General features: G+C 33.4%; 22 protein-coding genes and 5 pseudogenes. 13 read left to right on the forward strand and 14 right to left on the reverse strand.

What is annotated here, in order from left to right:
- Positions 1-307: 307 nt before the first annotated feature.
- The 4 genes and pseudogenes from DFR85_RS20920 to DFR85_RS20935 form a co-directional block, all read right to left on the reverse strand.
- Positions 308-718 carry a type II toxin-antitoxin system VapC family toxin gene (locus tag DFR85_RS20920; RefSeq protein WP_110269942.1) on the reverse strand — a complete coding sequence of 137 codons (411 nt, stop codon included), beginning with the start codon at positions 716-718 and terminating at the stop codon, positions 308-310.
- 2 nt (positions 719-720) lie between these two features.
- Positions 721-1,233, reverse strand: a complete 513-nt coding sequence (locus DFR85_RS20925; protein ID WP_110269943.1) for a hypothetical protein — start codon at positions 1,231-1,233, stop codon at positions 721-723.
- 2 nt (positions 1,234-1,235) lie between these two features.
- Entirely contained in the window at positions 1,236-1,835 is a 600-nt protein-coding gene (locus DFR85_RS20930; protein ID WP_110269944.1) for a hypothetical protein, read from the reverse strand.
- 202 nt (positions 1,836-2,037) lie between these two features.
- Positions 2,038-3,089: pseudogene (locus DFR85_RS20935) on the reverse strand (ISH3 family transposase).
- Positions 3,090-3,232: 143 nt separating this feature from the next.
- Here DFR85_RS20935 and DFR85_RS20940 point away from each other — a divergent pair.
- Positions 3,233-3,772 (forward strand): annotated as a pseudogene (locus tag DFR85_RS20940) (NAD-dependent epimerase/dehydratase family protein); the annotation flags it as partial.
- Positions 3,773-3,920: 148 nt separating this feature from the next.
- Here DFR85_RS20940 and DFR85_RS20945 read toward each other — a convergent pair.
- On the reverse strand, positions 3,921-4,388 hold the full coding sequence (locus tag DFR85_RS20945) for a hypothetical protein (RefSeq protein ID WP_162582677.1): 468 nt from the start codon (positions 4,386-4,388) through the stop codon (positions 3,921-3,923).
- 160 nt (positions 4,389-4,548) lie between these two features.
- Between DFR85_RS20945 and DFR85_RS20950 the strand changes: the two genes are divergently transcribed.
- Positions 4,549-4,761, forward strand: coding sequence for a hypothetical protein (locus DFR85_RS20950; RefSeq protein ID WP_110269946.1), 213 nt, complete (start codon positions 4,549-4,551; stop codon positions 4,759-4,761).
- 550 nt (positions 4,762-5,311) lie between these two features.
- Entirely contained in the window at positions 5,312-5,782 is a 471-nt protein-coding gene (locus DFR85_RS20955; protein WP_110269947.1) for a PaREP1 family protein, read from the forward strand.
- An 891-nt stretch (positions 5,783-6,673) separates the two neighbouring features.
- Here the strand turns inward: DFR85_RS20955 and DFR85_RS20960 are convergent.
- Both DFR85_RS20960 and DFR85_RS20965 read right to left on the reverse strand, forming a co-directional pair.
- A pseudogene (locus DFR85_RS20960) lies at positions 6,674-7,588 on the reverse strand (IS5/IS1182 family transposase).
- A gap of 175 nt (positions 7,589-7,763) precedes the next feature.
- Positions 7,764-7,910 carry a hypothetical protein gene (locus DFR85_RS20965; protein ID WP_162582679.1) on the reverse strand — a complete coding sequence of 49 codons (147 nt, stop codon included), beginning with the start codon at positions 7,908-7,910 and terminating at the stop codon, positions 7,764-7,766.
- 355 nt (positions 7,911-8,265) lie between these two features.
- On the opposite strand from DFR85_RS20965, the gene DFR85_RS20970 reads away from it, so the two are divergent.
- The 3 genes from DFR85_RS20970 (at position 8,266) to DFR85_RS20980 (ending at position 12,423) form a co-directional block, all read left to right on the forward strand.
- Entirely contained in the window at positions 8,266-8,994 is a 729-nt protein-coding gene (locus tag DFR85_RS20970; protein ID WP_110269948.1) for a hypothetical protein, read from the forward strand.
- A 650-nt stretch (positions 8,995-9,644) separates the two neighbouring features.
- Complete coding sequence (locus tag DFR85_RS20975) at positions 9,645-11,786, forward strand: thermopsin (protein ID WP_110269949.1); 2,142 nt, start codon at positions 9,645-9,647, stop codon at positions 11,784-11,786.
- Positions 11,787-11,856: 70 nt separating this feature from the next.
- Positions 11,857-12,423, forward strand: coding sequence for an MFS transporter (locus DFR85_RS20980; RefSeq protein WP_110269950.1), 567 nt, complete (start codon positions 11,857-11,859; stop codon positions 12,421-12,423).
- A gap of 379 nt (positions 12,424-12,802) precedes the next feature.
- Here the strand turns inward: DFR85_RS20980 and DFR85_RS31865 are convergent, their stop codons facing one another.
- Positions 12,803-12,988: a hypothetical protein gene (locus DFR85_RS31865; RefSeq protein ID WP_110269951.1), complete on the reverse strand. Its 186-nt coding sequence runs from the start codon at positions 12,986-12,988 to the stop codon at positions 12,803-12,805.
- Between the two features lie 248 nt (positions 12,989-13,236).
- On the opposite strand from DFR85_RS31865, the gene DFR85_RS20990 reads away from it, so the two are divergent.
- The 5 genes from DFR85_RS20990 (at position 13,237) to DFR85_RS21010 (ending at position 16,369) form a co-directional block, all read left to right on the forward strand.
- Positions 13,237-13,509 (forward strand): hypothetical protein, encoded by a 273-nt coding sequence (locus tag DFR85_RS20990; RefSeq protein ID WP_110269952.1) that lies wholly within the window; start codon positions 13,237-13,239, stop codon positions 13,507-13,509.
- On the forward strand, positions 13,496-13,876 hold the full coding sequence (locus tag DFR85_RS20995; protein WP_110269953.1) for a type II toxin-antitoxin system VapC family toxin: 381 nt from the start codon (positions 13,496-13,498) through the stop codon (positions 13,874-13,876). Before DFR85_RS20990 ends, DFR85_RS20995 begins: the two co-directional genes overlap by 14 nt.
- A gap of 648 nt (positions 13,877-14,524) precedes the next feature.
- Positions 14,525-14,770 carry a VapB-type antitoxin gene (locus tag DFR85_RS21000; protein ID WP_110269954.1) on the forward strand — a complete coding sequence of 82 codons (246 nt, stop codon included), beginning with the start codon at positions 14,525-14,527 and terminating at the stop codon, positions 14,768-14,770.
- Complete coding sequence (locus DFR85_RS21005) at positions 14,754-15,158, forward strand: PIN domain-containing protein (protein WP_110269955.1); 405 nt, start codon at positions 14,754-14,756, stop codon at positions 15,156-15,158. The genes DFR85_RS21000 and DFR85_RS21005 overlap by 17 nt, the downstream gene beginning before the upstream one ends.
- A gap of 170 nt (positions 15,159-15,328) precedes the next feature.
- Positions 15,329-16,369 carry a glycosyltransferase family 4 protein gene (locus DFR85_RS21010; RefSeq protein ID WP_110269956.1) on the forward strand — a complete coding sequence of 347 codons (1,041 nt, stop codon included), beginning with the start codon at positions 15,329-15,331 and terminating at the stop codon, positions 16,367-16,369.
- A gap of 414 nt (positions 16,370-16,783) precedes the next feature.
- On the opposite strand, the pseudogene DFR85_RS21015 reads toward DFR85_RS21010, so the two are convergent.
- Positions 16,784-17,613 (reverse strand): annotated as a pseudogene (locus DFR85_RS21015) (transposase).
- 149 nt (positions 17,614-17,762) lie between these two features.
- On the opposite strand from DFR85_RS21015, the gene DFR85_RS21020 reads away from it, so the two are divergent.
- On the forward strand, positions 17,763-17,942 hold the full coding sequence (locus tag DFR85_RS21020; protein ID WP_110269958.1) for a hypothetical protein: 180 nt from the start codon (positions 17,763-17,765) through the stop codon (positions 17,940-17,942).
- Positions 17,943-17,945: 3 nt separating this feature from the next.
- Here the strand turns inward: DFR85_RS21020 and DFR85_RS21025 are convergent, their stop codons facing one another.
- The 3 genes and pseudogenes from DFR85_RS21025 to DFR85_RS32320 all read right to left on the reverse strand — a co-directional run bounded on the left by DFR85_RS21025 (position 17,946) and on the right by DFR85_RS32320 (position 21,008).
- Positions 17,946-18,998, reverse strand: a complete 1,053-nt coding sequence (locus tag DFR85_RS21025; protein WP_110269959.1) for a glycosyltransferase family 4 protein — start codon at positions 18,996-18,998, stop codon at positions 17,946-17,948.
- A gap of 88 nt (positions 18,999-19,086) precedes the next feature.
- Complete coding sequence (locus DFR85_RS21030) at positions 19,087-19,266, reverse strand: hypothetical protein (RefSeq protein ID WP_110269960.1); 180 nt, start codon at positions 19,264-19,266, stop codon at positions 19,087-19,089.
- Between the two features lie 614 nt (positions 19,267-19,880).
- A pseudogene (locus tag DFR85_RS32320) lies at positions 19,881-21,008 on the reverse strand (IS110 family RNA-guided transposase).
- Between the two features lie 504 nt (positions 21,009-21,512).
- Here DFR85_RS32320 and DFR85_RS21040 point away from each other — a divergent pair.
- Positions 21,513-21,707: a ribbon-helix-helix domain-containing protein gene (locus DFR85_RS21040; RefSeq protein ID WP_110271790.1), complete on the forward strand. Its 195-nt coding sequence runs from the start codon at positions 21,513-21,515 to the stop codon at positions 21,705-21,707.
- On the opposite strand, the gene DFR85_RS21045 is transcribed toward DFR85_RS21040, so the two are convergent.
- Both DFR85_RS21045 and DFR85_RS21050 read right to left on the reverse strand, forming a co-directional pair.
- Positions 21,693-23,957, reverse strand: a complete 2,265-nt coding sequence (locus tag DFR85_RS21045; RefSeq protein ID WP_110269961.1) for a heavy metal translocating P-type ATPase — start codon at positions 23,955-23,957, stop codon at positions 21,693-21,695. The genes DFR85_RS21040 and DFR85_RS21045 overlap by 15 nt on opposite strands.
- Positions 23,958-24,055: 98 nt before the next feature.
- Positions 24,056-25,690 carry a hypothetical protein gene (locus DFR85_RS21050; RefSeq protein WP_110269962.1) on the reverse strand — a complete coding sequence of 545 codons (1,635 nt, stop codon included), beginning with the start codon at positions 25,688-25,690 and terminating at the stop codon, positions 24,056-24,058.
- Positions 25,691-25,705 lie beyond the last annotated feature (15 nt).

The following is a 25,705-nucleotide window of genomic DNA, read 5'->3' on the forward strand; positions in this document are numbered from 1 at the left end:
TTAAAGTAATATAAACTTCACGGTTTATCGAAAACTGTTGACTACGGCGAGGCTTTACACCCCTTAACCCTCAAATTTGTAATATAATTAATACCCAATGATGGAGGAACTTTACCTTGAATTTTTACACTTTGAAATTCACAAAAATTGCGAGAATTAAAAGGTAAGAGTTATTAATATTATATAAACCATACTAGTATAGATAACCTTATTAATTTTTATATAGATTTTTGTGACTAAAGAGATAAAAGAGTTATTATTTTCAAATAAAGTAGTTATTGACAGTTATCTTGCCCTACATATATTATTAAACGTTTACGCGCTTCGCGTAATCCTTTAGCCTATCCCAATCCTTATCGTTAGATAGAACATTAACTCCTTGCCTTTTAGCAATTACAGCAAGGATCGCATCAACTGCATCAACGTCTTTATCTTTCATTACTTCAAATGCCTCAACAAAATCCTTTATGTTCGGATATTCCAATTGAACGTTTTGCTGATATAATATCTTCAAAAATTCTCGACCAAACGCAAAATATTTATTTGCAACTTCCCGTTTATTTTTCTTCAGAAATTCAAGTGCATTTTTCCTTATTACCTCCATAACTTCTGCAAGAACAAGATCCGAATATATTGGATCATAGCTCCCAAGTAAGTTAAATAGCTTATTTCTCTTTTCTATAATTATATTAGTATCAACGAGTACTTTCAATTTCACCACTACTTAGAAAGCCAATACAGTTGTTGTGAGAGGTGCTCCTTGTATTTATCCATTGTGAACTCTCCGCATACTGGAATAATTTCTTCACCTAAGCCGTTAATCAGAGTCAATGAAAGAACAACGTACTCTACTCTCTTTACCAATCTACAGTCGCTTAAATAAAGGATCTTTGTCTCTCGGTCTACAGGAGTCAGGTTATGCTTTATTTCTATTTTATATTCCCAACCAAGGTCTTTCATCACTTCTTCCAGGTCTAATGACTTAATGTCAGGTAAAACTATCTCCTCTAAGTCGGAGTCCCTCACGTATTTCAACCAGTCGTCGAATGTGGTAAAATATATTGGATTCCCTTCATTATCATAATCTATACGCAACACTCTGAAAGGTGGAGCATATACACTACTAATAGGATATGAAGATTGTAAATATGTAGTAGCCGTTAATAATATATTATTTAGTATTTCAGTTGTAGATCTTAAAGACTCTATCTCGCGCAACTTTTCTCTAGTCAAGCTTAAGCTAATTTTTCATCACCTCTTACTATCTTCTCTATCTCATGTATTAGACTTTTAATTACATCTACGCTTACTTGCCTATTCCTATAAATTATTTCGACTAAGGATTTCCTCGAGTCGAGAACATAAGGCAAAACATTTATTGACGATAAGTATTCTGACTCTCTTAAGTCGCCTTCGTTACTATAGTCCAATAACACGTAGCCTGCCTTTTTATATTTAGATAATCCGCGTAATTCTACGTCCAAGACGTAAATTAACATAACCTCAATTAAATAGTCTATATTTAACAATTTTCCTAGCTCAGATAACTTCAAAATAGCGTCCTCAACTTTCTCATCAGTAGTTTTACCTAATGCTGCCTGCAAAATAATTTTCTTCTTTTCTGTAAAGGAAACCTCATATATCAGTAATTGCAAGTCATCATAAGTTATGGTAGTAAGAAGGGAAGAAGGAACAGGGACATTAGGATACAACGACTCACTTACAGAAATTAAAGGCAATTTTAGGTTTACTTTATCATTAGACAGTACCTTCAAAATCGCATCCTTACTAGAATTAGTAATAAGCGAGGCGGAAGCGTAACGAAACTCAGTCATAATTAAAGTTTAGAGTCAATTCTAATAAAGGTTAATTAATAATTAGATCCTAGTGTCGCCATTTTAAATGAATTTGCCTTTACAAAAGATTGAAAGCCTCGAGAATGGGCTGGGATGATGAAAGTTTAAATATCTCTTTATGAAACTTTCTCTTAGTGACGCTAACGACGCTCCTCCCCAGCTAGACTCGGTAGACCCAAAATCACCTCCTTAAAAATAAATCTATAGTGTAAATAAGTGTTTCAATTACATTAAATGTAAAATTCTCTGGATTGAATAAATCAGGAAATAAAAGAATTAATAATAATCTAAACTCCTCTCTCCCCACCTCCCCCTTGAATATGGTATATAAGGAGTAGAGTACAAGGGCCAGCACGAAGATCAACGTGCGGAAAACAAACTTAGTAGAACTAGTAAATGGAAGAAAAGCCTTAATGTTCCTATAAGAGGTCTCTATAGGACCTCTTACCTTATTGTACAAATCCAACACTTCCCTCTTGGGCAGATCTAGATTAGTAGCCCTAGCAAAATAAACAAGACTCTTCTTCTTTCTCCTCACTTTTTCCTTGCCATACACGAGAAGCCTGAACTTGACCTGCTCATCCCTCCTATGCCTCTTACTATTAGTTGTGTAATCCCCGTCAAACTCCTCAAACACCTTCACGTCCCCAGATGGAACAGCAATTATATACTTAAACTGTGAAATGAAATTGAGCACATCAACTGTGTAGAAACCAGCGTCAAGAGTTATCAACCTTATCTTGAATCCCATTGCCATTACTTGCTCCACGAGGATCTTCACTATCTCGTCCTTAGTCATACCGTTCACTTGCGGAATAAAGGCAAGTAAAAGTACTTTCCCCTTATACTTGGTTGTTGCAGTTGCGTAGTTCCACGAGTTTCCTTTTTCAGAGCTCCCGAGCCCTTTCACTGGTTTCCCATACCACGTCTTGGTTGTCCAGTCTATTGAAAGATCTATCTCATTCACTCCCTTCAGTACTTCTAAGGATATTTTCCTAGCTCTTTCCAATAGCTTTTCAATCACTTCCATCCCTTGTTTCTCTACGTAATTCCTCACGGTCTGTGGGGATACGTCATACGCTCTGGACTTGTTCTCTACAGAGTCGTTCCACAAACACGCGGAGATGAGAGTTCTCGCTACCTCATCTACCTTTTCCCCTTGGAAGTTCAACATGGAAAGTAATTTATATCCTATTTGTTGAATGTTTGGTGAGGGAGACCGGGTGTTACCATCTTCCTATCTCACGTGGTAATACTCCATCTCCCTCACCTTAAACCCTTTCTTCAATTCTTTACACTATTATAAATTTCTTTATCTTTTATAAATTCGATATTATCCTACCAGAAATATTTTTTCTAATATGATTTTGGGTCTACCGTACAGTGCAGCTAAGGCTTCTGCAGACCTTTTCGTTAAGACTTACGTTAGGACTTATAACGTTAATGCTATAATTGTGAGGCCTTCTAATAATTACGGACCTAGGCAGTTTCCTGAGAAGTTTATTCCAAAGGCAATTATTAGGACTTTGCTAGGTTTGCACGTTCCCGTTTACGGCGACGGGAAGGCAGAGAGAGATTAGATATTCGTAGAAGATACTGCGAGGATAATAGCTGACTTACTAGATAGGGCTGAGTGGAAGGGGGAAGTTTATAATATTCCTGGGAAACAGCGGGTTACCAATCTTGATTTACTTAAATTGTTAGGGGAAGTCATAGGAAGGGAGGTTAGGATTAGGTTTGTTTCCGATAGGTCGGGGCATGATAGGAGGTATTGTATGAATACTTCCCTTTCTTACGAAACGACTCCTCTGAAGGATGGTTTGAGGAAGACCTATGAGTGGTATGTTAGTAATGAGTGGTGGTGGAGGCCACTGATAGACGATAAGTTCTTTAAGGAAGATGAGCCGTGGAAGTAAAGAGGTACTTGATAGGCAGATTTCTTCCAATAAGTGTAGAAATTGCAAAGGTTAAAATTGTGAGTTTTCTTATGAGGTACCTTATATTATGATACTTACATTTAACATGTTCTTCAACTATATGTAAAATTTTCTGTCTTAATAACCTTTAATGGAGACTTAGCGAAAGAAGACTGCTATTTGTTGTCTTGTTATAATTGGACGAACAATCCGAGTAGGCTGGAGTAGAGTTTGGGATAACTACTTCTCCTCCTGATACTTTATCGTCTTTTATTATTACTTCCAGTTTTCTCTTTTCTTCTTCGTTTAGTCCCTCTCTCATTAGTTCTAGTAGGATTTGGATGTAGGAGTACCTTTTTACCCCAGCTATCGTCATTAGTCCTTCTTTATCGTATTTGTTTAGAATGAAGTAGATTAGCTTTTCTTTAGTTTCTCTGCTAATTTCTCCTACTTTTCCTTTCTTCCAATTATATAGTGTTTTTCTACTTATTCCGCATTCTCTTTCCAATTCGCTGTCATTTTCTTTAAGTTTTCCTAAGAGGTTAAGTATCTCTGAGTCGCTTAAAGAGGCTGAAAGAACTTTTGCTAACACTTGTTTTTCTATCATGTGTAACATATTACACATACAAGGTAATAGATGATAAAAATTTGAGCATAGATGTGATGAGAATAGCTTATAGACATTTATTTGAGAGAGTACTTAAACTAGCAGACAGAGAATATTCAAATGGATACTTATTGTACACGATCAGATAAATGTAGATAAGGATTATCAAATGGCAAAGGATCAAATGAACGTAGTTAAAATTATGGAGGATGAGCTACTCAATAATGCGTTCATAACAAGGACGTCAGCTATAGGGAGAATCTTTAAACCTATTTTATTTGCAAATTCTGCTAATTATGATGCTTTACAAATATCAGATTTTGCTGGCTACATTATAAGGAAACATGTACTTAACGAAAATAGTGAAAAATTTCCTTACTAAAAAATATTTGAGATAATTAGCAGTAAACTAGATAAAAATCCAAAGACAGGAAAGATAGAAGGATGGGGAATTAAGACCTGGACATATTTTGCGGAAGTTGAATAATCGGGAACACGTGGCCGCTACGCCAGGTGTCCCCTCATCTATAGCGCTACGCTACTCAATTAACTTCTAATTAAAAGTACCTATTTAAAATTTTCTAGAATTAATACGCCATAGTTCAGCTTAATTTTATTAAATTAACACGAGAAGGACGAACTCCAAGTTCAACGTTTAATTTAAAAAGTTTATAATGCTATCGTTAACAAATTAAACACAAGCTCAATTGCCTACTCAACTAGCAGTTTGCATAAATTTCTAATAATTCCTTTCAATAGAGTAAACTCATTTATTTTACACAAAATATTTAGTGAATAGTTAAATAATTGAATCAACAGGCGAGAGTTTCAAACTTTTAGACGGCTCTGAAGGCTTCTCTTTATTTGTACTAATTATGTAAGCAATTATTAGAATAAAATAATTTATTAATTATCCATCACAATTCTCACATATGGAGGAGCTAATAAAGAAGGCCGAAGATATAGGAATTAACGTTGAAGACGTGTTGATAAGCTTGATAAGCAAGAACGACCCTAAAGAGGAGATAAAGCTTAGGCTTGATCTTGCTAAGAAGTATATGAAAGAATGTGAGGAGTACTTAAAGAAGGGTGATGCTATTCAGGCTTCTGAGAAGGCTTATAAAGTTGCGGAAGAGCTAATTAAGGCTTTGTCTGAGAAGTTCAATCTTGAAGAATATCAAAAAACCTTGAAGGAAGGCAGATGGTATACTTACCTCCTAGTGTCAGCTTCTAGTAAGCTCTCTCAGAAATTGGGGGACTGGGTATTGTCAGGCTGGGACGCTGGGTACTCACTTCACGTATGGGGTTTTCATGAGGCAAAGCTTTCAGTAAGTGACATTATACCGAGAGTAGAAAAGGTAAGAAAAATGCTTGAAGAAAGTGAAAAAATACTTACCAATTAATCATTGGTTCTCTATAAAAGAAATTTCCTAAGTTTATAATCTTATGATTTTGAAACAAGATATTTAAATATTTTGTCCCCATTTGCTTTGTGGATCTGTTCAATTTTTCTAAGAGACTACATTAAACTTACTTTTAATTCTACTGCGGATTTAGAATTTATACTGAAGAAGTGAGTTTAGAGCCTAAGAAAATTCAACTAGCCCACAAATCAGTCCCCATTACCTTGTTATGCAGAGAGAGAATAACGTTCAGACTATTATTAATGCAAAAATATTATTTCTAATAGAGTTCAAGACGAAATTGCTAGAATATGTATAAGTAGCCTATTCTGGGAATTGGCAATATTTATTACTTATAATTCAAGTAATCCTAGGAATTTCCTGAGTATTAACCGTCCTGGAAAATCCTTAACGCTAAAAGTTGAGGAATACTCCTTACTGCTTTGTTGAATTCTTCAGTTTTCTCAACTCGTTAATTTTCCTTAAATTCAAAATCAAGCGCAGATTTAAAAGTAAGTTTAACGTAAACGTGATAAAAATTGAAGTAACCCACAAAGATCTAGTAATGTTGTTAAGGCAGCACAGTCATAAGGTAGTTTTTTGATCAGTCATTTTTTGTTAATTTCTGCAAACGCATTCGACAATGCTTGATCAAAAGTCACTAGCCTCTTAATTTTTAGCCTCTTCGAGAGAGTGTCCCAAGCGCAAATAATTGAATAAATATATTATGATAGAAAAACAATTTTATAATTAATTAAGAATAAAATATAATTATATCTTTCAGTATAACGAGAGATTAAGCTTATATTGTAATGGAAAATAATCAAGTATAGAGAAAAACAGAATTTCCAACATAGTCCACACTACCTTGATCAACTCTCGCGGTACAAGTTAGTGGGCGAGTTGACTCTCCGGAACACGCGATAACACAGAAGTGTAGATGTAGGAGTTGTAAATCAACGCGATAACGTAGACAAAGAACTCGACCATACCCTTTTCAGTAGCGTAAGGCCTCCAATACCTCCTCAAGAAGATCCCAAAGAACTCCACTGCTGAAACTAGAGAAACCTATCAACCAAGTTGAGGACTTCCCCACGAAGCCCCTATCCACTACCTTATAACCGCTGCGAGAGAAGCCAACCTTATTGTCCGGAAAATTGGCCAGTTCCACTTGAATCTCGTGAACTATCATTGTAGGCGACATGAGGTTGAAGACCTTGAAGCCGAACTCCTGTTCCTCTTCTTTGTAAACTCTCCCTTGAACCTCCTCCTCGCTTTGCACTTAATGTAAAAGAAGAGCGTGTTAGCCGCCTCCCTGTACTTCCTCTGCCTTAGGTCTAGCTCAAACTTCTTCTCCAATGTTTCCTTGTTCCTCTTCCCGAAGGGTACCTCGATTAGGAAGGAATCCACGATCCACAGCTTTCCAACCTTTCCGTATAACGCACTGCTAGGTAAGTAGTCAGCAAGTCTACTCATCTTCCCCTCCAACTCCTTGGCGTACTCCTTGAACAGAGTCTTTACCTCTCCCCTAAATTTCTTTGCCCTCCTATGGATCTCCGACTTAGACTTGTACTCGCCTAGGAACCACCTTACCACCACGTCTGACTCGTAGTAGCTCCGCACGTCCCTGTAGGAGCACGTCCACACAATCATAACTATTAACGCTCTCGATATGAAGAGGTCAGAGAGACGCGACAGCACTTCAGACGTGATCAGCATGTAGTTCATTTTCACAAGTGTTTTATGCCTTGCTGATAAATGTTCATAGGGGACCGGGCCGTTGTAGTATTCTATCCAATGCTTCATGTGAATCGGTACTACATCGTCCCGGTTCCCTTTAAGTATTACGCGACTTTTTGCTTCAAGCGAAAATTCAAAATTTCTCAGTAATTCACAATATCTTTTGAATTATTATCTATAAACCTTTACATAGATTTATTCAATTATTTGCACTTGGGACACTCTCTCTACTAATCTCTATTCAGTTCCTAAAGAACATATCTGAAATGCTTGTAACAGATTTTACAAATAATAATGTAATTATTTTACTTAGATAATTATTGCCTACTTCCTTTTTACCATAATTATTTTTTGGTACATGTTTTCTTCTGCTAATAAGTCCCATCACTGTTAGAAGACGTAGAAGGGGAACATTAGCTTGTATCTAGTTTAGACTTTCATGAAAATCTTAGCAGCATTACATAACATAAAAAAATAATTTAATATGACATAAGAAAAGTTGAATAATTTATCATAAAAATCTAAAATATTATTATCTTAAAACTAATAAAATTTATCTCGTTATATATTAAAATGAAATGTTTAAGTAATAGAAATTTACGTAAAACTGCTAATTTAAGGCAAATAGAAATTATTAAAGATTAAGTAAAAATTAAGTATATGCATAATTCAGAATCTTAGAATATGCATTATAAATATATAATGAAAAATTAAATATGAGAATTTAATGTATATCTGTAGTTATGGATTTTTGGAAAATCGCCATAGATCTAAGCTTTAGCAATAGTATTACAGTTATTAGTATTGTTGGTCTAAAAGAATCTTGTAATCCCGCATATTGTATTCCTATTACTTATCATTTCTCTTCATCGGGTCATCTTAAAAGATATAATGATATAAGTTACAAAAATAGTAAAAAATTATATTTAAGAAAAATATTTAAATATTATGAATATAGAGAATACAACTATACACAAATATTAAATGGTGGAATATTCAGCGAATTTTTAGGACGGGGAGGCTTTGCTGCATCTCTGATTTTTTACGGTAATTCTATTAATCTGAGTGAAATAGACGGAGTTAAAAAAGATTACTATAACCTTATAATAAAACATAAGAAGGTAAAATATAAAGATGAAAGAAAATCTTCACTCGTTTATAAGCCAATTTATAACTTAATAAATAAAAAATTTTACTCCAGTGAAAAAGAATTATATGAAATTAAGGAACTAATTATAGACGACATGTTACACGCTAAGATTTACTTTCCAGTATTATCTAGAATGTTTAAAAAGGAAAATAAACGCAATAGGCATAATATCTTAGGAAATAGAAAAACATTACTAGAAAATAATGCTAAAAGCATGGATAAAAAGGATGTAGAATACATTTTGATAACATTAGCAGATAATTTAGCAAATTATATACGAATAAAATCACTGCCGCCAACTACACATCCCCTTCCCGCGTAGAAGGGGATTCGGTCTGCGGCTCTTATTTAATAATTTCTATCTTATAGTTTTTAAAGTTTCTCTATCTATTAAAGATAGGCACATCTACACAGAATACTATATATAGACGTAAACTAATAGGTAGGAAACTAATTTCATTTACCTTTAAGCCCTAAAGAAGTATAAAGTTGAGAATATTTATCCTAATAAGATCCAATGAAAAAAGGATTTAGAGAGTATATAGAAAGGAAATATTAGTAATATTTCAGTATTTTTACTGAAAATGACTAAATTCCTTTGAAAGAGATAAATTGCTATTGTGAGAGTAAAAATAGTTTATTTTATAGAATATCTAGAAAAACTATGAATAAACACTTGAAGAACAGAAAAGAGAGTTTGTCTATACAAGATACTTTACGTTTAGTATTGCCAGGTCAAGAAGAAAGGTAAAAACGAGACGAACAAGAAATAATTATTAATTAAAAATATATTGCCCATATGACAAGCATCCTCTACAATCAAACTAAGTTAAGGGCCCATCGCAAAATAACCACACAAGAACTTAAAATTATTTCTCCACAAGACTCCTAGAAGCAGCAAAATAACAATACAAAACAGAAAATGCAGTTTGCTAAGAAAACTTTATATAAAAAATCACTAAGTAAAGATCGATGAAGTTTCAATGTATATTTCTACTATCAATTATTCTATTTTCTATAATACCTCAATTTTCTTTAACTCTACAAAGTGCAGTTCATGACACATTTATACCCGAATTTAATGAAAATACCATTCCTCCTTCACCGTCTCCATTATATTATTATTCAAATATAACGCTTAAAGCAGACTATATGATCGTAGTTGATTCTGATCTCTCACAACCTTGTACATTGATAGTTTTTACTCCCAGCCAATATAATGCTTGGCATAATGGAGAACAAACATATGCAGTTTATGTTAAAAATATAACTAGCGGAAAATATTATATTCCATTACCTCCAGGTAATTACATAGTTGTTCTTAATGGACCAATAGCCGTAGGTGTTAGTATTTATACTTTAGCAGAAAACGCTATACCGTTCTTGGAAAATGAGATGAATTCTTCTTATAACCCAACAGGCATAGCTTCTTATGGAATTTACAATAATAGTGGTGAGCTAAGTGAGTATACAGTGAAAACTCACGAGATTTTAGGATTCTATAATATAACTTCTATAAAAGCATATAATTCTACATTTTCTGACCCTTATGGTGCGTCGTTACAACTTAATGTTGTTTTACAGTTAATAACTAAAAATGGAAATCAGAGCTTATGGTTGCAAAATGTTATATCTTTCATAACAAATGAAAGTACAGCATTTTATGTAGATAATATTTGGAATGACTCTGCAGTGAATGCGTCAATTAATCCGTCATTAATTAGTGGTAATGGATCCATCAATATTTATAATGGACGATCTTACTATGCTTACGCTACTCCATATTTTTCCTACAATTATCCTTTTGCAGGATATTTGATAATTAATACTACTAACGTTAAAGGTGGAGTTGAAGTAACGTTTGGCTACGTTAGTGTGCAAAATGGATTTTTAATTCCTCCTAACGTAATATATTACGATAGAGTTTTTATTTCAGTACCTAATCTAGTAAATTCCTATATTCTGGTTGACCCTAATCTATTGACAGGTAGTGAGAATTTATATGATGCTGAACTAGTATTCGGAGGACAATATAATGGGGAAATAACTAATTATACTTCACTTAACGCTAACCTTGCGTTAATGTATAATAATTCTGGAGTTAAAACTTTTCCATCAGTTTACACGTTTGGTTCTGATACTGCAGAGGCAGCAGGCAATCTTCATGTTTCATTACAAAATAATAATGCTATAGTTACTGTAGGAGAGAGAGATTATGGATTATTAACAAATAATTTTACTCCTTCAATTCCCGGATTTACATATCTTCAGTTTGAAAATGTTGTGAATAATTTAGGAATAGTGAAAGTATATGGATTTTATATAAATAGTCGTTTCCCTATAAATGTGCCTTTATATATTATTCCTAATGATACAGTAAACTACACACTTTATAAAATAACGTTAACAATCAACGGAGTGAATGAAACTATTCCTGTTAATTATGATTTACCAAGTTTCCAATATTTTGATAACATTACAATAATATGCGAATACAATGAAAACATATTAGTTACAATAAATTATCCTAATGGGACAGTTAGTCAATGGTATCTAAGAGGCGAATATACTAATTTTCCTAGAATTATTCAAATAAACCAGACTGTAAGATATTTATTAACGCAGAATCAATTCCTTGTAAATTCTCCAATGAATATTCATCCCTCTTATGTTGAGCAGTATCTCATTTCTGTCCAATATCCTAATGGTACAATTACTGGATGGTACAACGCTAGTTCATCAATTATTTTACCAAACACAATATACATAAATAATTCAACGAGGTATGTTGCAGACGAAAATTCAATAACTATAACTCACTCTGGAGATTATTCCCCTGCATATACAGAGGAATTCTTAGTTACAATAAAATATACTAATGGATCAGTTAGCCAATGGTATACTAAAGGGTCTGAAATCTACCTTAAAGCTAATGTAAACTTCTTCCAAACAGCTAAATGGGTAGGAACTTACAATGAGACTAATGGGGGTTCAATATTAGTGAATGAACCAATTAGTGAAGATGAAGTATTAGGTATAAACTATATTCCTATTATAGGGATAATATCTATAATAATAGTAGTAGGAATTATTGTTTTCTTAAGGAAAAAATAAATTTTTTTAGTAAAAACAGAAAGTATTATATCCATATTTTTTAAATATATGTTATTTCTCTTAAGATAGTATGCCGTCTCCTTTTGATTACATGGAATTCAGAAGGCTTTTGATTCAATATGGCATTTCTGACTTTGGTTTTCCGCTTATAGAAATGAGTTTATTATGGACGTTTTACCTTTATCTTCATAATCCTTTACTTTTTTCTGTAATAGCTGTAGGAAGGCCTTTGGTAAGAACTTTTTCAGCACCAATAGGCGGAATGATAAGTGACAAGTATGAAAAATGGAAAGGGTTAATGATATTCAAAAATTTGACAGTAATTGCAGTGTTAGGTGTTATATTTTTCTTAATAACTAATAATATAATTCTTGCTATTATAATCTTTTATCTTAGAATAATAGTTGCAGAAATTTCCAATACTATTGGACATGTTTCGTTCAGTAGTCTTTTACCTAGAAATATGCTTAAAGATGCATACTTTTATGCTAAGGTTGTGGGACATACTTCAAGTATTATTTCGCAATTGTCTTGGTTTATACTTTATCAGATTCAGGTGTTCAAAGGGGACGGAAGACTCCATCCGTGGAGATGGATAGGCTCCACATGCTTCGCCTCTAACATGGCTAGGCGATAGCTTGAAGAGCCGAGGAAACCACTTGATAGAGGTTAACTTTAGGATCTTCACTTTGTATGTGTAATACTCTTTTTCTAGTTCTTGAATTTTTCTATAATACGCGTTGTATTGTTAATTTTGTTAGGAGATAGTACGAACTAACTATGAGAACGTCTCCTTAAATTTTTGCACACTCCTACTCGGGATATTGTCCCACATGTTAGATCGCGGGGACGTATAGCCAGCCTACCCCATGGGGTTTTATCCCCATGTTCACTTTTGGCTTGTGTTATTTTCTTGTTCTCTTTATAAAAGTTTTACTCTTGTAAGGCTTGTCTTCTTGTTTAGGAGTGTTGTTCGTGAAAATCGCCGTAGGAGTTCTAAGCGTTTCCGTTTGCCCCTACACTTTCATTTCACTCATTTTATGTTCAATCATGATCGAGTGTAGGGACTTAGCCCTCAACCACCTACCAAACTTAACGGTAGATGGGTCATGGGACTCCTTTGAGCCCAACGGCACGGGCCTCACATCTCCGTAATCACTCCCACCCTTTTGGGCATAGCCCACATCGGCGTGAGAGATCATTATTTATCAACAAAAATTTATTATAAACAGACAAAAAGATTTCTATTAACGTGAAAAAGGATTCAGCCTCCATTAGTTACTTCCTCTTAGTTTACAATCAATTATTCTAATCTTATAGAAATAAAGTGAATTACTAGGGGTACCTGAATCGCTATCTGGAGCTATCACAAAGCATGTTGCTCAAAATCTCGAGCACTGTTGAAAGTAAGGTGGAAAAGTATATTTAGTAGAAAAGTATACTTTAATTTATGGCTACTACAATAAAAGTTAAGGACAAAACCAAGCTTGATCTTGAGAGTTTGAGGGCTGAGATCTTGCTGAAGTCAAATATTAAGCTAACTATGGAGGAATTGCAAGATTACCTCATATCCTTTGCCATTGATAATAAGGAGTCGTTTTTTGATTATGTAATGAAGAAGTTTAAAATGAAAAATTATGAAAAAATGAAGGAAGCTATAAAAGATTGGGGTATTGATACTAGTAATATTGACGTCGACAGTGTAATATATGATAATCCTTGATACGAGCTTCCTAATAGCTTTTTATAATAAGAGGGATTCCAGGCACGAAGAGGCTCTGAAGATCTTCGACGATACTAACGACAAGCTGGTAATTTCAGACTATATCTTTGACGAGATAGTGACATTTTTAAGGGCTAAGGTTCCGTGGACAGCCATAGAGGTGGGTGAGAATATTTTAGAGAACTTGGACATTATAAGAGTTAATGATGAGGACTTTAGAACAGCGTGGGAGCTGTTCAACAAGTTTAATAAATTAAGTTTTACCGATTGTACTACCTTATCCCTCTCGAAGAGGCTAAAAATTAAGAGGCTAGTGACTTTTGATCAAGCATTGTCGAATGCGTTTGCAGAAATTAACAAAAAATGACTGATCAAAAAACTACCTTATGACTGTGCTGCCTTAACAACATTACTAGATCTTTGTGGGTTACTTCAATTTTTATCACGTTTACGTTAAACTTACTTTTAAATCTGCGCTTGATTTTGAATTTAAGGAAAATTAACGAGTTGAGAAAACTGAAGAATTCAACAAAGCAGTAAGGAGTATTCCTCAACTTTTAGCGTTAAGGATTTTCCAGGACGGTTAATACTCAGGAAATTCCTAGGATTACTTGAATTATAAGTAATAAATATTGCCAATTCCCAGAATAGGCTACTTATACATATTCTAGCAATTTCGTCTTGAACTCTATTAGAAATAATATTTTTGCATTAATAATAGTCTGAACGTTATTCTCTCTCTGCATAACAAGGTAATGGGGACTGATTTGTGGGCTAGTTGAATTTTCTTAGGCTCTAAACTCACTTCTTCAGTATAAATTCTAAATCCGCAGTAGAATTAAAAGTAAGTTTAACGTTAGAGAAAAATTGAAGCAATCCACAAAGCGTCTTTTACACCATTATTTAACTAAGTACTCTTTCTACCTTCTTTTAAAATATTTCAGTGGCACATTCTAGGCTTTCTCACCAAGTATACAAAGTAAACTTTATATACATTCTCTCTAAGTTTTTATTTATGAGCGAAATTATAAGAGTAAGTAAAGACGTGAAAGAAAAGTTAGTTAAAATCTCTGCCGAGTTGCAGTTGAGTAAAGGTAAAAAGGTTAGTTTAAACGAGACAATAGGATATTTAATAACTCTTTACGAAGAGAATAAAAAAGGTAATAAGAATTCACAGTTGCTTTTATCTCTTTTAGGCTCTGCCAGAGGAATTAGGGAAGAGTTTGAGAGGTCTAGAATAGAGGATGAAAGTAGTAGCTGATACAGGAGTATTAGTTGAAGTTTTAGAAGACTCTAAATTAGGAGAAAAGTTTATACAACTAGTTAATAGTGGAAAATTAGAGCCAATAATTACTAATTTAACATTAATTGAATTAACATACATAGTATGTAGAAAATATGGAATAGACAAGGCTAGAGAACTTGTTAAGAAACTATTAGATTCAGGATACTTTGAGATAGTGAACGCACTTGATTTTGCGGACGAGATAGTCGAAATAAAGTGTAATAATTCTCTGTCTATAATTGATGCATCTGCCATTGCAACGGCTAAAGGACTAGGAATTTCTGCATTATTTAAAATGGAAAAGGAGTTAAAGGATAAAAATTTGAATAACTTGATATTTATCGATAACATAGATGATATTTAACATATTAAAAATATTGATCTAATATTAAATTCAATATAAATGTTATAGTTGAAAACTTGTTATTTTCTAGAAAATTATTTTCTTATAATACTATTCTAATAAAATTGAAGCTTTACATAAAGCAGACGTAGTGAGAAAACATTAAAATGTATTCTACAGTAAAGTCCATGATGGACTTACTCTTCATTAATCATAGGGATATTTACCATCCCCAAGCAGGTGGAGCTGAAGAGGTTATTTATGAAATAGGTAAAAGATTAGCTAAAAATAATAAGGTAACTTGGCTATCGGAAAATGTTAATGGAAGACCTAATTCTGAGGAACTTGACGGAATGAAAATAAAAAGAACTGGTAATAAATTTACTATTCACTTATTTTCGTTTCTTGAAGCTGGGAAACATGATATAGTTATTGATAGCGTAGCTCATGCAGTACCTTTCTTTTCCTATATAGTTAATAAAAGGAATATAGCGTTAGTTCATCATGTTCACCAAGACGTATTGAAATTTGAATTGAACCCTATAATGGCTTATATTGTTAGGAATATGGAGAAAAATATTAAAAATTATGATAATATAATTGCAGTTTCATATACTACTAAAAATGATCTAATAAACAAACTTCACGTTGAGGAAAATAAGATAAAGGTAATACATAATGGAGTAGATCATAAAAAGTACAAGCCTGGAGAAAAATCAAGAGCGCCTTTAATCTTATGGATAGGTAGAATGAAAAACTACAAAAATCCATTTGATTCTCTAGAAATATTCAAAAGATTGAAAAATAAGGCGGAAATGATAGTTGTTGGTGGAGGAGATCTAGCAGAGGATTTTAATGAAGCTGCAAAAACTTTGGGAGTAAAATATTTGGGTAGAGTAAATGAGGAGAAGAAAATCGAACTTTATCAGAAGTCGTGGGTTATTTTGTCAACTTCTTTTATAGAAGGTTGGGGAATGACTATAGTTGAGGCAAATGCTTGTGGGACTCCCGCAGTTGCTTATAAGACTGGTTCTATGCCAGAAATAATAAAGGAAGGTAAAAATGGTTTTTTGGTTGATTATAAGGATTATGATAAGGCTGCAGAGGTCATTGATTATATTTTGGATGAAAGTGTAATGAATAAGCTTTCTAAAAGTTCTTTAGAGGAGTCATTAAAGTATGATTGGGATAAGACTGCTAAGGAATATGAGGATTACTTACGTACTATCTAGTTCTTATTAACCTTTTAGTGAATATCCAGAGGGCCGCATATGTTATGCTTAATAGAGGAAACAGGAAAACGGAAAAAAGTAATATTATAGAAAGTCTCTTGTATAGATCGCTATTGAAAATTTCACCTAAATCATGAATTCCTATGCTGAGGTATACATAACCTAAAAATTCTGTTATGAATGATATTCCAAAATCTATGAAAAGTATAATATCAAGAGATGATGAAAATAGTGATATAACGTTATTAGTAATTATAAGCACTAAAAATGTTATAAATCCAACTATTAACCCCGTAAAAATAAGATTTATCCCATTAATTGCTTTGTGGGTTCGTTCAATATATTTCAATAGGATGATACAGTAAAAATATGTTTTCTATAGAAAATAATATCTCTCCTAAATAATTTACTATACTACTTCTTGACCTCAAAGCCCTTAGCTCGACCAACAACAAGGTTGGCCATGTACATCATCCAAGCATAAGCCAAACTAGCTTAGCATCAACAACTTAACCAGCAAAACTCGTAGCCCTAACAGACTCACCAAATGCTTAACAGCAGAGAACAAGGACTCAACCAACCACCTTAACTAACCCTTCTCATCCCGCCAACGTTCATAACCCAACTTCTTGAACTCGCGCACAGCCTTACGCCTAGCAGGATGACCACGCCTAAAGCGTTCTTCCTAGGAGGAACAACAACACCAAGATTATAAATCTCGCCATCATAAGCCTTACCTAGAACCTCTTAACTTCCTTACCCTTTTCCTTCAAGTCCTTTACTTTGAAGCAGATTCGGCCTCATTACTCGTCACCTCAGCGCTTACTATCTTGAACTCGTCCTTCTCCATAACTACTTCAATCTTAAGGAATTTTGAATCCCTCCTTTTGCCCCACTTTGCTACTACTGTCCTCCCCTTGTTGTGCTTATTCCAGTACCGTCAGCTACTTCAAGTTCGTCACTCGCTTCAGGGAAATTAATGTTCATGTTTCTTACCCTTTCCCATATTGTTAATCTAGGCTTGTCGGTATTATCTTCATTTCTGCTAGTGCGCTTAGTACTCCTTCTACTCTGTAAGGTAAGAACAAGTGCAGGAATGCTAGGAAGTCGTTGAACTCCTTTGGTGCCTTGTACTTGGTCTTAGCATACCTGTTCTCCTCCTGGAGTAATTCCCACCAGTGTTCGAAGACGTAGAAGGGGAACATTAGCTTGTATCTTGTTACCACGTTCTCGTCGTACTCCAATCCCTAGTGTTCTTCTTTTCCATGGGTAATACTCTGCATAATTACTTAAAAATTTTTGTATAATTCTGAAGCGATCCACAACGTACAGTCTTAATGCTAACATCAGTTCTTGTAATTAGTTTTTATGTAATTTTTAGGAGATTGAGAGAATGATATTTAGAGAAATATTAGCCTTAGGTAAATCCTTTGTATCAACAGGAATTTTATTAATAATATTATCCGCAATATTTTCCTCGTCTATTCATGTTTTATCTAACACTTTAGGAGACTATGCGTATTTTACAATATTAATAGGGATTATTTTAACAATTGTAGGAAGCAAAAAATAAAGCTCAGTAATTATGAAGAATTTCGATAAGTTTCTTTGAATGATTTTCCCAAGATAAAGATTTTGCTGTCTCCCACGCATTTTTACTTAATTGATAAGGATTCTCTAAGATTTGATTTATTCTATCTATAGCTTCATTCTCGTCTTTTACTACATATCCATTTTCTCCTTGTTTTATAAGTTCTTTACTTCCTAACCCTTCGTTAACTACAACTGGGACTCCATATCCCATAGCCTCTAAAACGCCCATTCCAGGCCCTCTTTCATTGAATCCGAACCTTACTAAAACTGAAGCCTTTGAATAAAGCTCAATCAATTTTTCTTCACTTACTTTTCCTGTAACTTCAACGTATTTACCATACCTAGCAATAAAATCGTCCATAGTATCTTTTCTAGCCCATGAGCCTGCCATAATAAATTTTCCATTTATTTTTTTGGCAATTTCACCATATAATTCTGGCTTTCTTCCAGAATCCCATGTAGAAACGCTAAGGACTATTTTATCTCTATTATAGCTTATTTTGTTAGCGGGATAACAGCCTGGGTATATGACTTCTGATTTGTATCCTTTTTCTTCTAAAACTTGCTTATTCCAATAGGAATTAGTTATTATAACTTTTGAATGATCTAAAATCTTCTTTTCAAGCTGTCTTGGTAACAGATATTTTAATCCTTTTATTGTTAACGAAGTTTCGTGTAAATAAATAGCGTAATCTTCATCGTAAAATATTTTCCTCAAATATCCAGTTATTCCAGCAAATTGGTCATGAAACAAAGTAAAACCTTTTATTATCCTTGTTGCGTGGACTATCAAATCAAGATCTATTGTTGCATCTTTACCTCTATGACTGGCGTAAAGTGATGTTAAATATGAAAATAATGGAGTAAGAAACCCTCTTTCCCCCTTTCTCCTTAATATTTCATAATCCACTCCATTTAAATCATAATTACCTCCAGCGTCCCTGTATATGAAGAGCTTATATTTGGTCAGCCTGGCCTCCTCAATAGCCATCTTTGGTACTGCGCTATTCCAAAGGAGCCTTACTGCAATATTCATATGTTTAGTATATAGACTTATTTTTTAAAAGTTTGAAGTAGGAATTCATACGTTAATATCTGATTGGCCTAGTTTAAATTATTCAATGTTAAGTGATATCCGTAGAATCTTTCTTAAGTTCTAGATCTATTTGAGCCTCTATTTCTTCTAATGTCATATGCCTCGGCATACTAAGTATCTCATATATTAACCATGCAATGACTAAGATGACTAACAACTCTAAGCTAAGATCTATTACTAGATCTAAAACGTTAACAGTTATTGGCATATAATAACATTTAATATCTGGCTAAAATAGTTTCTGCGGAATCTAACATTAAATTATTTGTTTTTAACATTATCAATAAATACTATTTTATTATTGTCTAGGTGCTAACTATTTCTCACTAGTAATTATTAATATTCTTAGATAAAAGATCTATGAGGAAACTTCTATCTATAAAACTACTGCTATTTTATCTTAACAGGGGATTCAAAGAGGACGGAAGACTCCATCCGTGACGGTAGACCCAAAATCTTATTAGTAAAAATAATTTTTATTTGTTATTAGTTATTTATGTGAATTTAATGTAATTAGATAATTGATTTTGCAATATTTTTTAGAAATTTTTAAGTGTTATATTAGATCTTTTATATTTCTAAAAGTAAACTGAGAAATATTATCATAATATTAGAAAATGATGAGATGCGTATGATAGAATCCGTTTTATTTACATTGATTATTTAATACATTGTTCTTAATGCTCTTGATTATGAGTATAATGAAATATATTCCTTATGAAGAAAAAATATGAGGCTTAATACTGAGTTTGTATTTGTAATATGATTTTGGGTCTACCGGTTAGGGCGTGGTAGGCTCCACATGCTTTGCCTCTAACATGGCTAGGCGATAGCTTGAAGAGCCGAAGGAACTACTTGATTGGGGTCAACTTGAGGGCCTTCACCACCTCCTCTCCTATACCTAGTCTTCTTAGTCTCACCCTTGTATTCCCCATCCTTGAGTACGTGATAAACTATCCTACATATCTTGTTGGCCAAGGCTAATGTAGCCTTTTTGGAATTGCTTGTCCTCTTCAACAAGGCTTGATAGAAGCCATTAAATTGGGCCGTGTTCTTAGCGGACCTTGCAACAAGGAATAGAACGCGGGATAAGTGCTTATTCCCCTTGATGAGACCGTTGTGAAATTCGGTCTTCCCGCTCTGCTTAGTCCAGAAACTCCAGCATAAGCAGCTTGTTTCGAAGACTCAAACCTGCTCACGTCTCCAAGCTCAGCGTAAATTGTGGCTGCAGAGATTGGGCCTATTCCGGGTATCTTAGTCACTACTGCTTCCTCGGGTAGGAACTTCATTATCTCGTTCTCCACTTCCTTGATTTGTTCTTCTATAATGTTCAGTAGGTCCAGGAGTTGTTTTAGGATGAACGCTTCTATTCTAGTTAATTTTCTTCCCAATAATTTGGAGTACTCCTTGATCTCTTCGTCAGTTAGCTTCTCATCATTTAGTTTTCTCACTATTTCCTTTGTCTTCTTTTCGAAGGTAGCTTGTATCCTGCTGTTTCTAGAACTTTCCTTATCTCGTTCTTTACTTGTGTCTTTCTCTCTACTAGTCCTTCTCTGTGTCTTGTCATTTCTCTTAGTTCTTGCATTTCTCCCGTTGGTACGATCCTTTTACTGTGCCTGCAGCGTAGGCTATTGTGAGTCTTATGGAGTCGTTCTTGTCTGTCTTCTTGCCTAGGACTTCAACTGTTTCAGGGTTTATCACGTTTACTTTTAGTCCCTTGTCTCTCAGTACGTTGTATACGTGGTAGAAGTATACTCCTGTTGCTTCCATTATTCCTTCTTCGTATCCTTCTAGGAATTTTATAAGTTCTTTGAGTCCTTCCTCGTTGTATTTGAATTCTCTCGTATCAGCTTCTTTTACTGTGTTGTTGTTTATTTCCATCTTGGTTGCAACAAGTCTTGATTCCCCCACATCTATTGCAAATACTTTAGGCTTTATCTTCCTTTCCATATGTAATACTCTTTTTCTAATTCTTGAATTTTTCTATAATACGCGTTGTATTGTTAATTTTGTTAGGAGATAGTGCGAGCTAACTATGAGAACGTCCCCTTAAATTTTTGCACACTCCTACTCGGGATATTGTCCCACATGTTAGATCGCGGGGGACGTATAGCCAGCCTACCACATGGGGTTTTATCCCCATGCCCACTTTCGGCTTGTGTTATTTTCTTGTTCTCTTTATAAAAGTTTTACTCTTGTAAGGCTTGTCTTCTTGTTTAGGAGTGTTGTTCGTGAAAATCGCCGTAGGAGTTCACTTATTAATAGTATTCATTGTTAAGGCTTTAGAAATGAAATTCGTTAATATAAACAAATTAGAGGACGCTCTACTTAGCTTTTTTAGTCTTAAATTTCAATGAACGTTCTGTAACTCTTTTAGTCTAAAAACTTAAGTTAAAAAATCTCATAGACTTGTCTATATAAAATTTATTAATGCTTTTATACATTATATTTGCTATGTACGAGGTAAAAAAACTCAAGGATAATACATACGAAATTAATCTTGATGGAATAAGGACTATTTCCTTCAAACTTGAAGAGGACATGATAAAAGAAATAGAAATTGCTTGTAAAAAACTAGGATACAAAAACAAGAGTGAACTTATTAAGGATGCAATAAAGGAATATCTTAATTATTTATCTAATCATTGACCACAAAACTACTGATACACTGTCCATGCTCATGGCTAAAGCTGCATATTCTGGAGGAAGATAAATTGGGTAAAGGACACCTGCTGCTATAGAAACTAGGACTGAGTTGTATGCAAATGCCCATATAAGGTTCTGTTTTATCTTACTTACTGCCCTTTTTCCATATCTAAATACAGTTAATAATGAATTAATGGAAGGTATTATTATATCGCCTGCATATTTAGCTATTTCAGTCCCTGAAGATATTGCTATACCTATGTCTGCTTCTTTTATAGCCTCCGCATCATTTACTCCGTCCCCTATAAATACTGTAACTCCTCTTTTTCTTAATTCCTTAACGATATCAACTTTATCTTCAGGAGACAAACCTTTGTATACCTTGACGCCTAATTCTTTTCCAGCCTCTTCTGCCGAACTGCTTGGATCTCCAGTTGCAATATAAATTTCCTTTTCCATATCTTTCAATTTACTTATAACTTCTTTTGCATCGTCCCTTATTTTATCTTCCACCCAGATAGATCCTTCTACTTTGCCGTTTACACAGATTAATATATCCCCATCAGCATTTCCTTCACAGTTCTTAAGCACAAACTCCCTCTTACCTACTATTATCTCCTTTCCGTCAACTCTCCCATAAACTCCTTCCCCTGGAAAATCGTTAAAACCTTCTACTTTATGTTTATCCCGGTATAATGAAGATATGGCTTTGGCTATGGGATGTGAACTATAGCTTTCTAAGGAAGAGGCTAACCTTATGGTCTCTTCAGAACCTTGGTACTTTGTAACTGTAAATTTTCCTTCAGTTAATGTACCGGTCTTATCGAAGATTATTATTTTAGCTTTTTCAATTTTCTCTAAGCTATCACCATTTCTGACTATAATCCCTTTTTTTGCTAATTTATTTACAGTAGTTAAAACTGCCATTGGAGTTGCTAATCCTAAAGGACAAGGACAAGCTGCTGCTAATACTGCTACTGAAAAAAGTATTGACATATAAAGAGGAAAACCTATTACATACCTCCATATTAGGAAAGTTAATAATGATATTCCTATTATCACTGGTACAAATATTGATGATACTTTATCTACAATTTTCTGAATTGGAAATTTAACGTTTTGTGATTCTCTCAATGATTGTATAACTTGAGATATGTAAGTATTGTCGCCAGATCTTGTAACATAGATATTCAATTTCCCATTTAGTAAAATTGTACCACCAATTACTGGGGATCCCTTAGATTTTTTAGAAGGAGTTATTTCTCCAGTGAAAATTGATTCATTCACTTCTCCTTCTCCTTCATCCACTACTCCATCTGCAGGTATTATTTCTCCTGACCTAACTACCACTATATCTCCCACTTTTAATTCAGAAGAGTTCACTTTCTCTTCTTTTCCATTTTTCAGAACATTCGCCTTTATTGAGAGTAAACCAACTATGGAATTAGCTGACCTGGCCTTTAGATAGGCTTCTATAGTTTTACCTATTAGAACAAATGTAATTAGTAATGATGCGGCATCAAAGAATACTTGTCCATGAGTAAATACGGAATATAAACTATAGAACCATGCAACATTCGAAGCTAGTGAAACGAGTGTATCCATATTTGAAGTTTTATTTTTTAGTGCCCTTATTGCTCCAGAATGAAATTTCAGACCAGAATAGAACTGCACGGGAATTGAAAATATTAATGAAAGAAAGACTATGTCTGTATATTGAAAAACAATCGTTATTGAAGAAAATATAATGGCTATAATCAAACTACGTAAATAGCTATTAAATTCCTTTTTAGCCGCAACTATTTCAGGTATTTCTCTTTCCCCTTTTATTTCACTTACTTTATACCCTTCTTTTTCCAAATTGTCCCTTATTTTCTCAGCATTAGTTGTTACTGGATTAATTTCTAAATAGACTAAACCATTAACGTTCACTATGGCCTTTATTACTCCGTTAAAGGATTCTAACTTACTCCTCAAAATATCAACTTCTTCTGGATTAATTGATACTTTCAGAGTAATTTTTTGAGTTAAAACATCATATCCAGCTTTTCTTACCGCCTCAACTATGTCTTTTAATTTAGCATTTTCTACCTCAACCTTAACTTGTCCCGTAGCTAAGTTTACATTTACATTCGAAACACCTTTTACTGACGATATAGATTTGGATACAGTTGTTACACAAGTAGCACAATGCATTCCGACAACTTTCAGATCCTCTTCTATACGAAAGTCTTTCTTTTTATTCTCCATAATTATATAGTTACACTGTTAAATGATTTATGCTTTATTTTTAACATATGTTTCTGAATATATATGAAAAAACTGTATTTATATATATTTTAATATATTTGTTAGTGATTATTTCTATTTAAAGAATATCTAAACACTTTAATAAGAATATTACTTAATTTTTTATATATCAATAACACAACCTCAATAATTACTGGTATAAGACTAATATAGAAAAGCATTTCTGGTATAATCAAATTCAGGTATGCATGACCTATTCCATTCTTCATATTAATCTCTAGAAACCCTTGATAATTTTTAGCATTAGTCCAAAATTGAGAGTAAGGAATAAATATTATTGCTTTAGAGTAATTTCCGTATACTGTTATTTCATAATTTTTGAAAGTAAAATTTAGCGGTTTAGTATTTGGAGAAACTGTTAATCCCTTATAATTATCGTTTTTATATATGTATAAATGATCATGGAACATTAAGGAAAGATTTTCGTTCGTTAAGTGATATTGACTTACAACATACTTAACATAATAGTGAGGCTCATACTTATTTGAAATATTTATTAGATAAGGAAGACCTTGTAAGGTTGAATTACATGGATTACCTACGCCTTCTGTGTAAATACCTTGATGATCTAATATGTATTTATCAATAGTAAAAGACCATTGAGGATAAACATCATAATACGCACTACTTTTTAAATTCAACAGATCATAAGTATTGTTAAGCAACGGGAAATAACTAGGAGCTAGAGTCCCTGCTATTACAACTAATAATAATAGAAAGGTTCCCATATAATCTTTTTTATTAATGAATATGAAGCTAAGTAATAATAATCCTATTGTAAATAATATTATTTTCTGTTCATAGGTCGTTAGAGTTAAGAGTAGATCTCCTATTAAAGGTACATTCACCGGTATGTTCGAGAAGAAAGTCGTAATGAATAATAATAATGACGCAGTTGCTACTATAGAAATGGATATCCTATTTCTCTTCATTACTGCACTCCAAGAGGCCAAAATAAGTGATAATATTAAGAAAAACAAGGCATTTCCGTATAAATAATATCCAAACTTATATTGTGCTGCCCCTATGCTGCTAGCAGTAATATAGCTGCCTATTTCGACTCCTATTTCTGAGATAAAAGCCATAGAATCTGCAGCTATTATATAAGCTAAAAATTTTGGAAATTCTTTTATTTTACTTGATATGGCGAATAGAATTAAAGGAAACTGAAATATAAATGCTATGAAGAACATTTCAAAATATATGGCTTGGCCTATAATTAGTAACCCAGTTAAATATAGAAAATCTATTAAATTAAACTTTTTATAAATTTTATATGAAAAATAAAATATAAAAGGAAGCAAAGAATAATCAAATATAATCTCAGGATTAGTTATAAGTATTGAAGAAGATCCAGGATTAAGCATAAAGAAAAACGGTGCAATATACTTTACAATAAAGTTATTTGAAAATTGTTTTGCTAAAAAGTGAAATCCTAATGATCCTAAAATGAATGGAAAAATGTAGAGGAATTTTTCTCCGTTTCCTCCACCTAAAACATATATAAGAAAATATAAATAATTACCAGGACCTAGAAACGTAACTCCTAGAGATCCAATAGAAAAGTAAGAAGGAACTTCAGTAATAACATGAATATTGACTAAAAGTAAATTTCTAAATATTATTAGGTAAATGGAAATTACAATAATGGCATAAATTAGTTCCTTATTCCTCATACATTTAGATTTTAA

Source organism: Acidianus brierleyi (assembly GCF_003201835.2).
In the GTDB taxonomy this organism is placed as follows: Archaea; Thermoproteota; Thermoprotei_A; order Sulfolobales; family Sulfolobaceae; genus Aramenus; species Aramenus brierleyi.

Bases quoted from the DNA above. Each gene is read 5' to 3' on its own strand.
- DFR85_RS21010 (WP_110269956.1), top strand. From the start codon at position 15,329: ATGGACTTACTCTTCATTAATCATAGGGATATTTACCATCCCCAAGCA.
- DFR85_RS21005 (WP_110269955.1), top strand. From the start codon at position 14,754: ATGAAAGTAGTAGCTGATACAGGAGTATTAGTTGAAGTTTTAGAAGAC.
- DFR85_RS21025 (WP_110269959.1), bottom strand. From the start codon at position 18,998: ATGAATATTGCAGTAAGGCTCCTTTGGAATAGCGCAGTACCAAAGATG.
- DFR85_RS20930 (WP_110269944.1), bottom strand. From the start codon at position 1,835: ATGACTGAGTTTCGTTACGCTTCCGCCTCGCTTATTACTAATTCTAGT.
- DFR85_RS21020 (WP_110269958.1), top strand. From the start codon at position 17,763: ATGATATTTAGAGAAATATTAGCCTTAGGTAAATCCTTTGTATCAACA.
- DFR85_RS21040 (WP_110271790.1), top strand. From the start codon at position 21,513: ATGTACGAGGTAAAAAAACTCAAGGATAATACATACGAAATTAATCTT.
- DFR85_RS20995 (WP_110269953.1), top strand. From the start codon at position 13,496: ATGATAATCCTTGATACGAGCTTCCTAATAGCTTTTTATAATAAGAGG.
- DFR85_RS31865 (WP_110269951.1), bottom strand. From the start codon at position 12,988: ATGATCTCTCACGCCGATGTGGGCTATGCCCAAAAGGGTGGGAGTGAT.
- DFR85_RS20945 (WP_162582677.1), bottom strand. From the start codon at position 4,388: ATGTTACACATGATAGAAAAACAAGTGTTAGCAAAAGTTCTTTCAGCC.
- DFR85_RS20950 (WP_110269946.1), top strand. From the start codon at position 4,549: ATGGCAAAGGATCAAATGAACGTAGTTAAAATTATGGAGGATGAGCTA.
- DFR85_RS20955 (WP_110269947.1), top strand. From the start codon at position 5,312: ATGGAGGAGCTAATAAAGAAGGCCGAAGATATAGGAATTAACGTTGAA.
- DFR85_RS21030 (WP_110269960.1), bottom strand. From the start codon at position 19,266: ATGCCAATAACTGTTAACGTTTTAGATCTAGTAATAGATCTTAGCTTA.
- DFR85_RS20970 (WP_110269948.1), top strand. From the start codon at position 8,266: ATGGATTTTTGGAAAATCGCCATAGATCTAAGCTTTAGCAATAGTATT.
- DFR85_RS21050 (WP_110269962.1), bottom strand. From the start codon at position 25,690: ATGAGGAATAAGGAACTAATTTATGCCATTATTGTAATTTCCATTTAC.
- DFR85_RS20975 (WP_110269949.1), top strand. From the start codon at position 9,645: ATGAAGTTTCAATGTATATTTCTACTATCAATTATTCTATTTTCTATA.
- DFR85_RS20990 (WP_110269952.1), top strand. From the start codon at position 13,237: ATGGCTACTACAATAAAAGTTAAGGACAAAACCAAGCTTGATCTTGAG.
- DFR85_RS21000 (WP_110269954.1), top strand. From the start codon at position 14,525: ATGAGCGAAATTATAAGAGTAAGTAAAGACGTGAAAGAAAAGTTAGTT.
- DFR85_RS20980 (WP_110269950.1), top strand. From the start codon at position 11,857: ATGCCGTCTCCTTTTGATTACATGGAATTCAGAAGGCTTTTGATTCAA.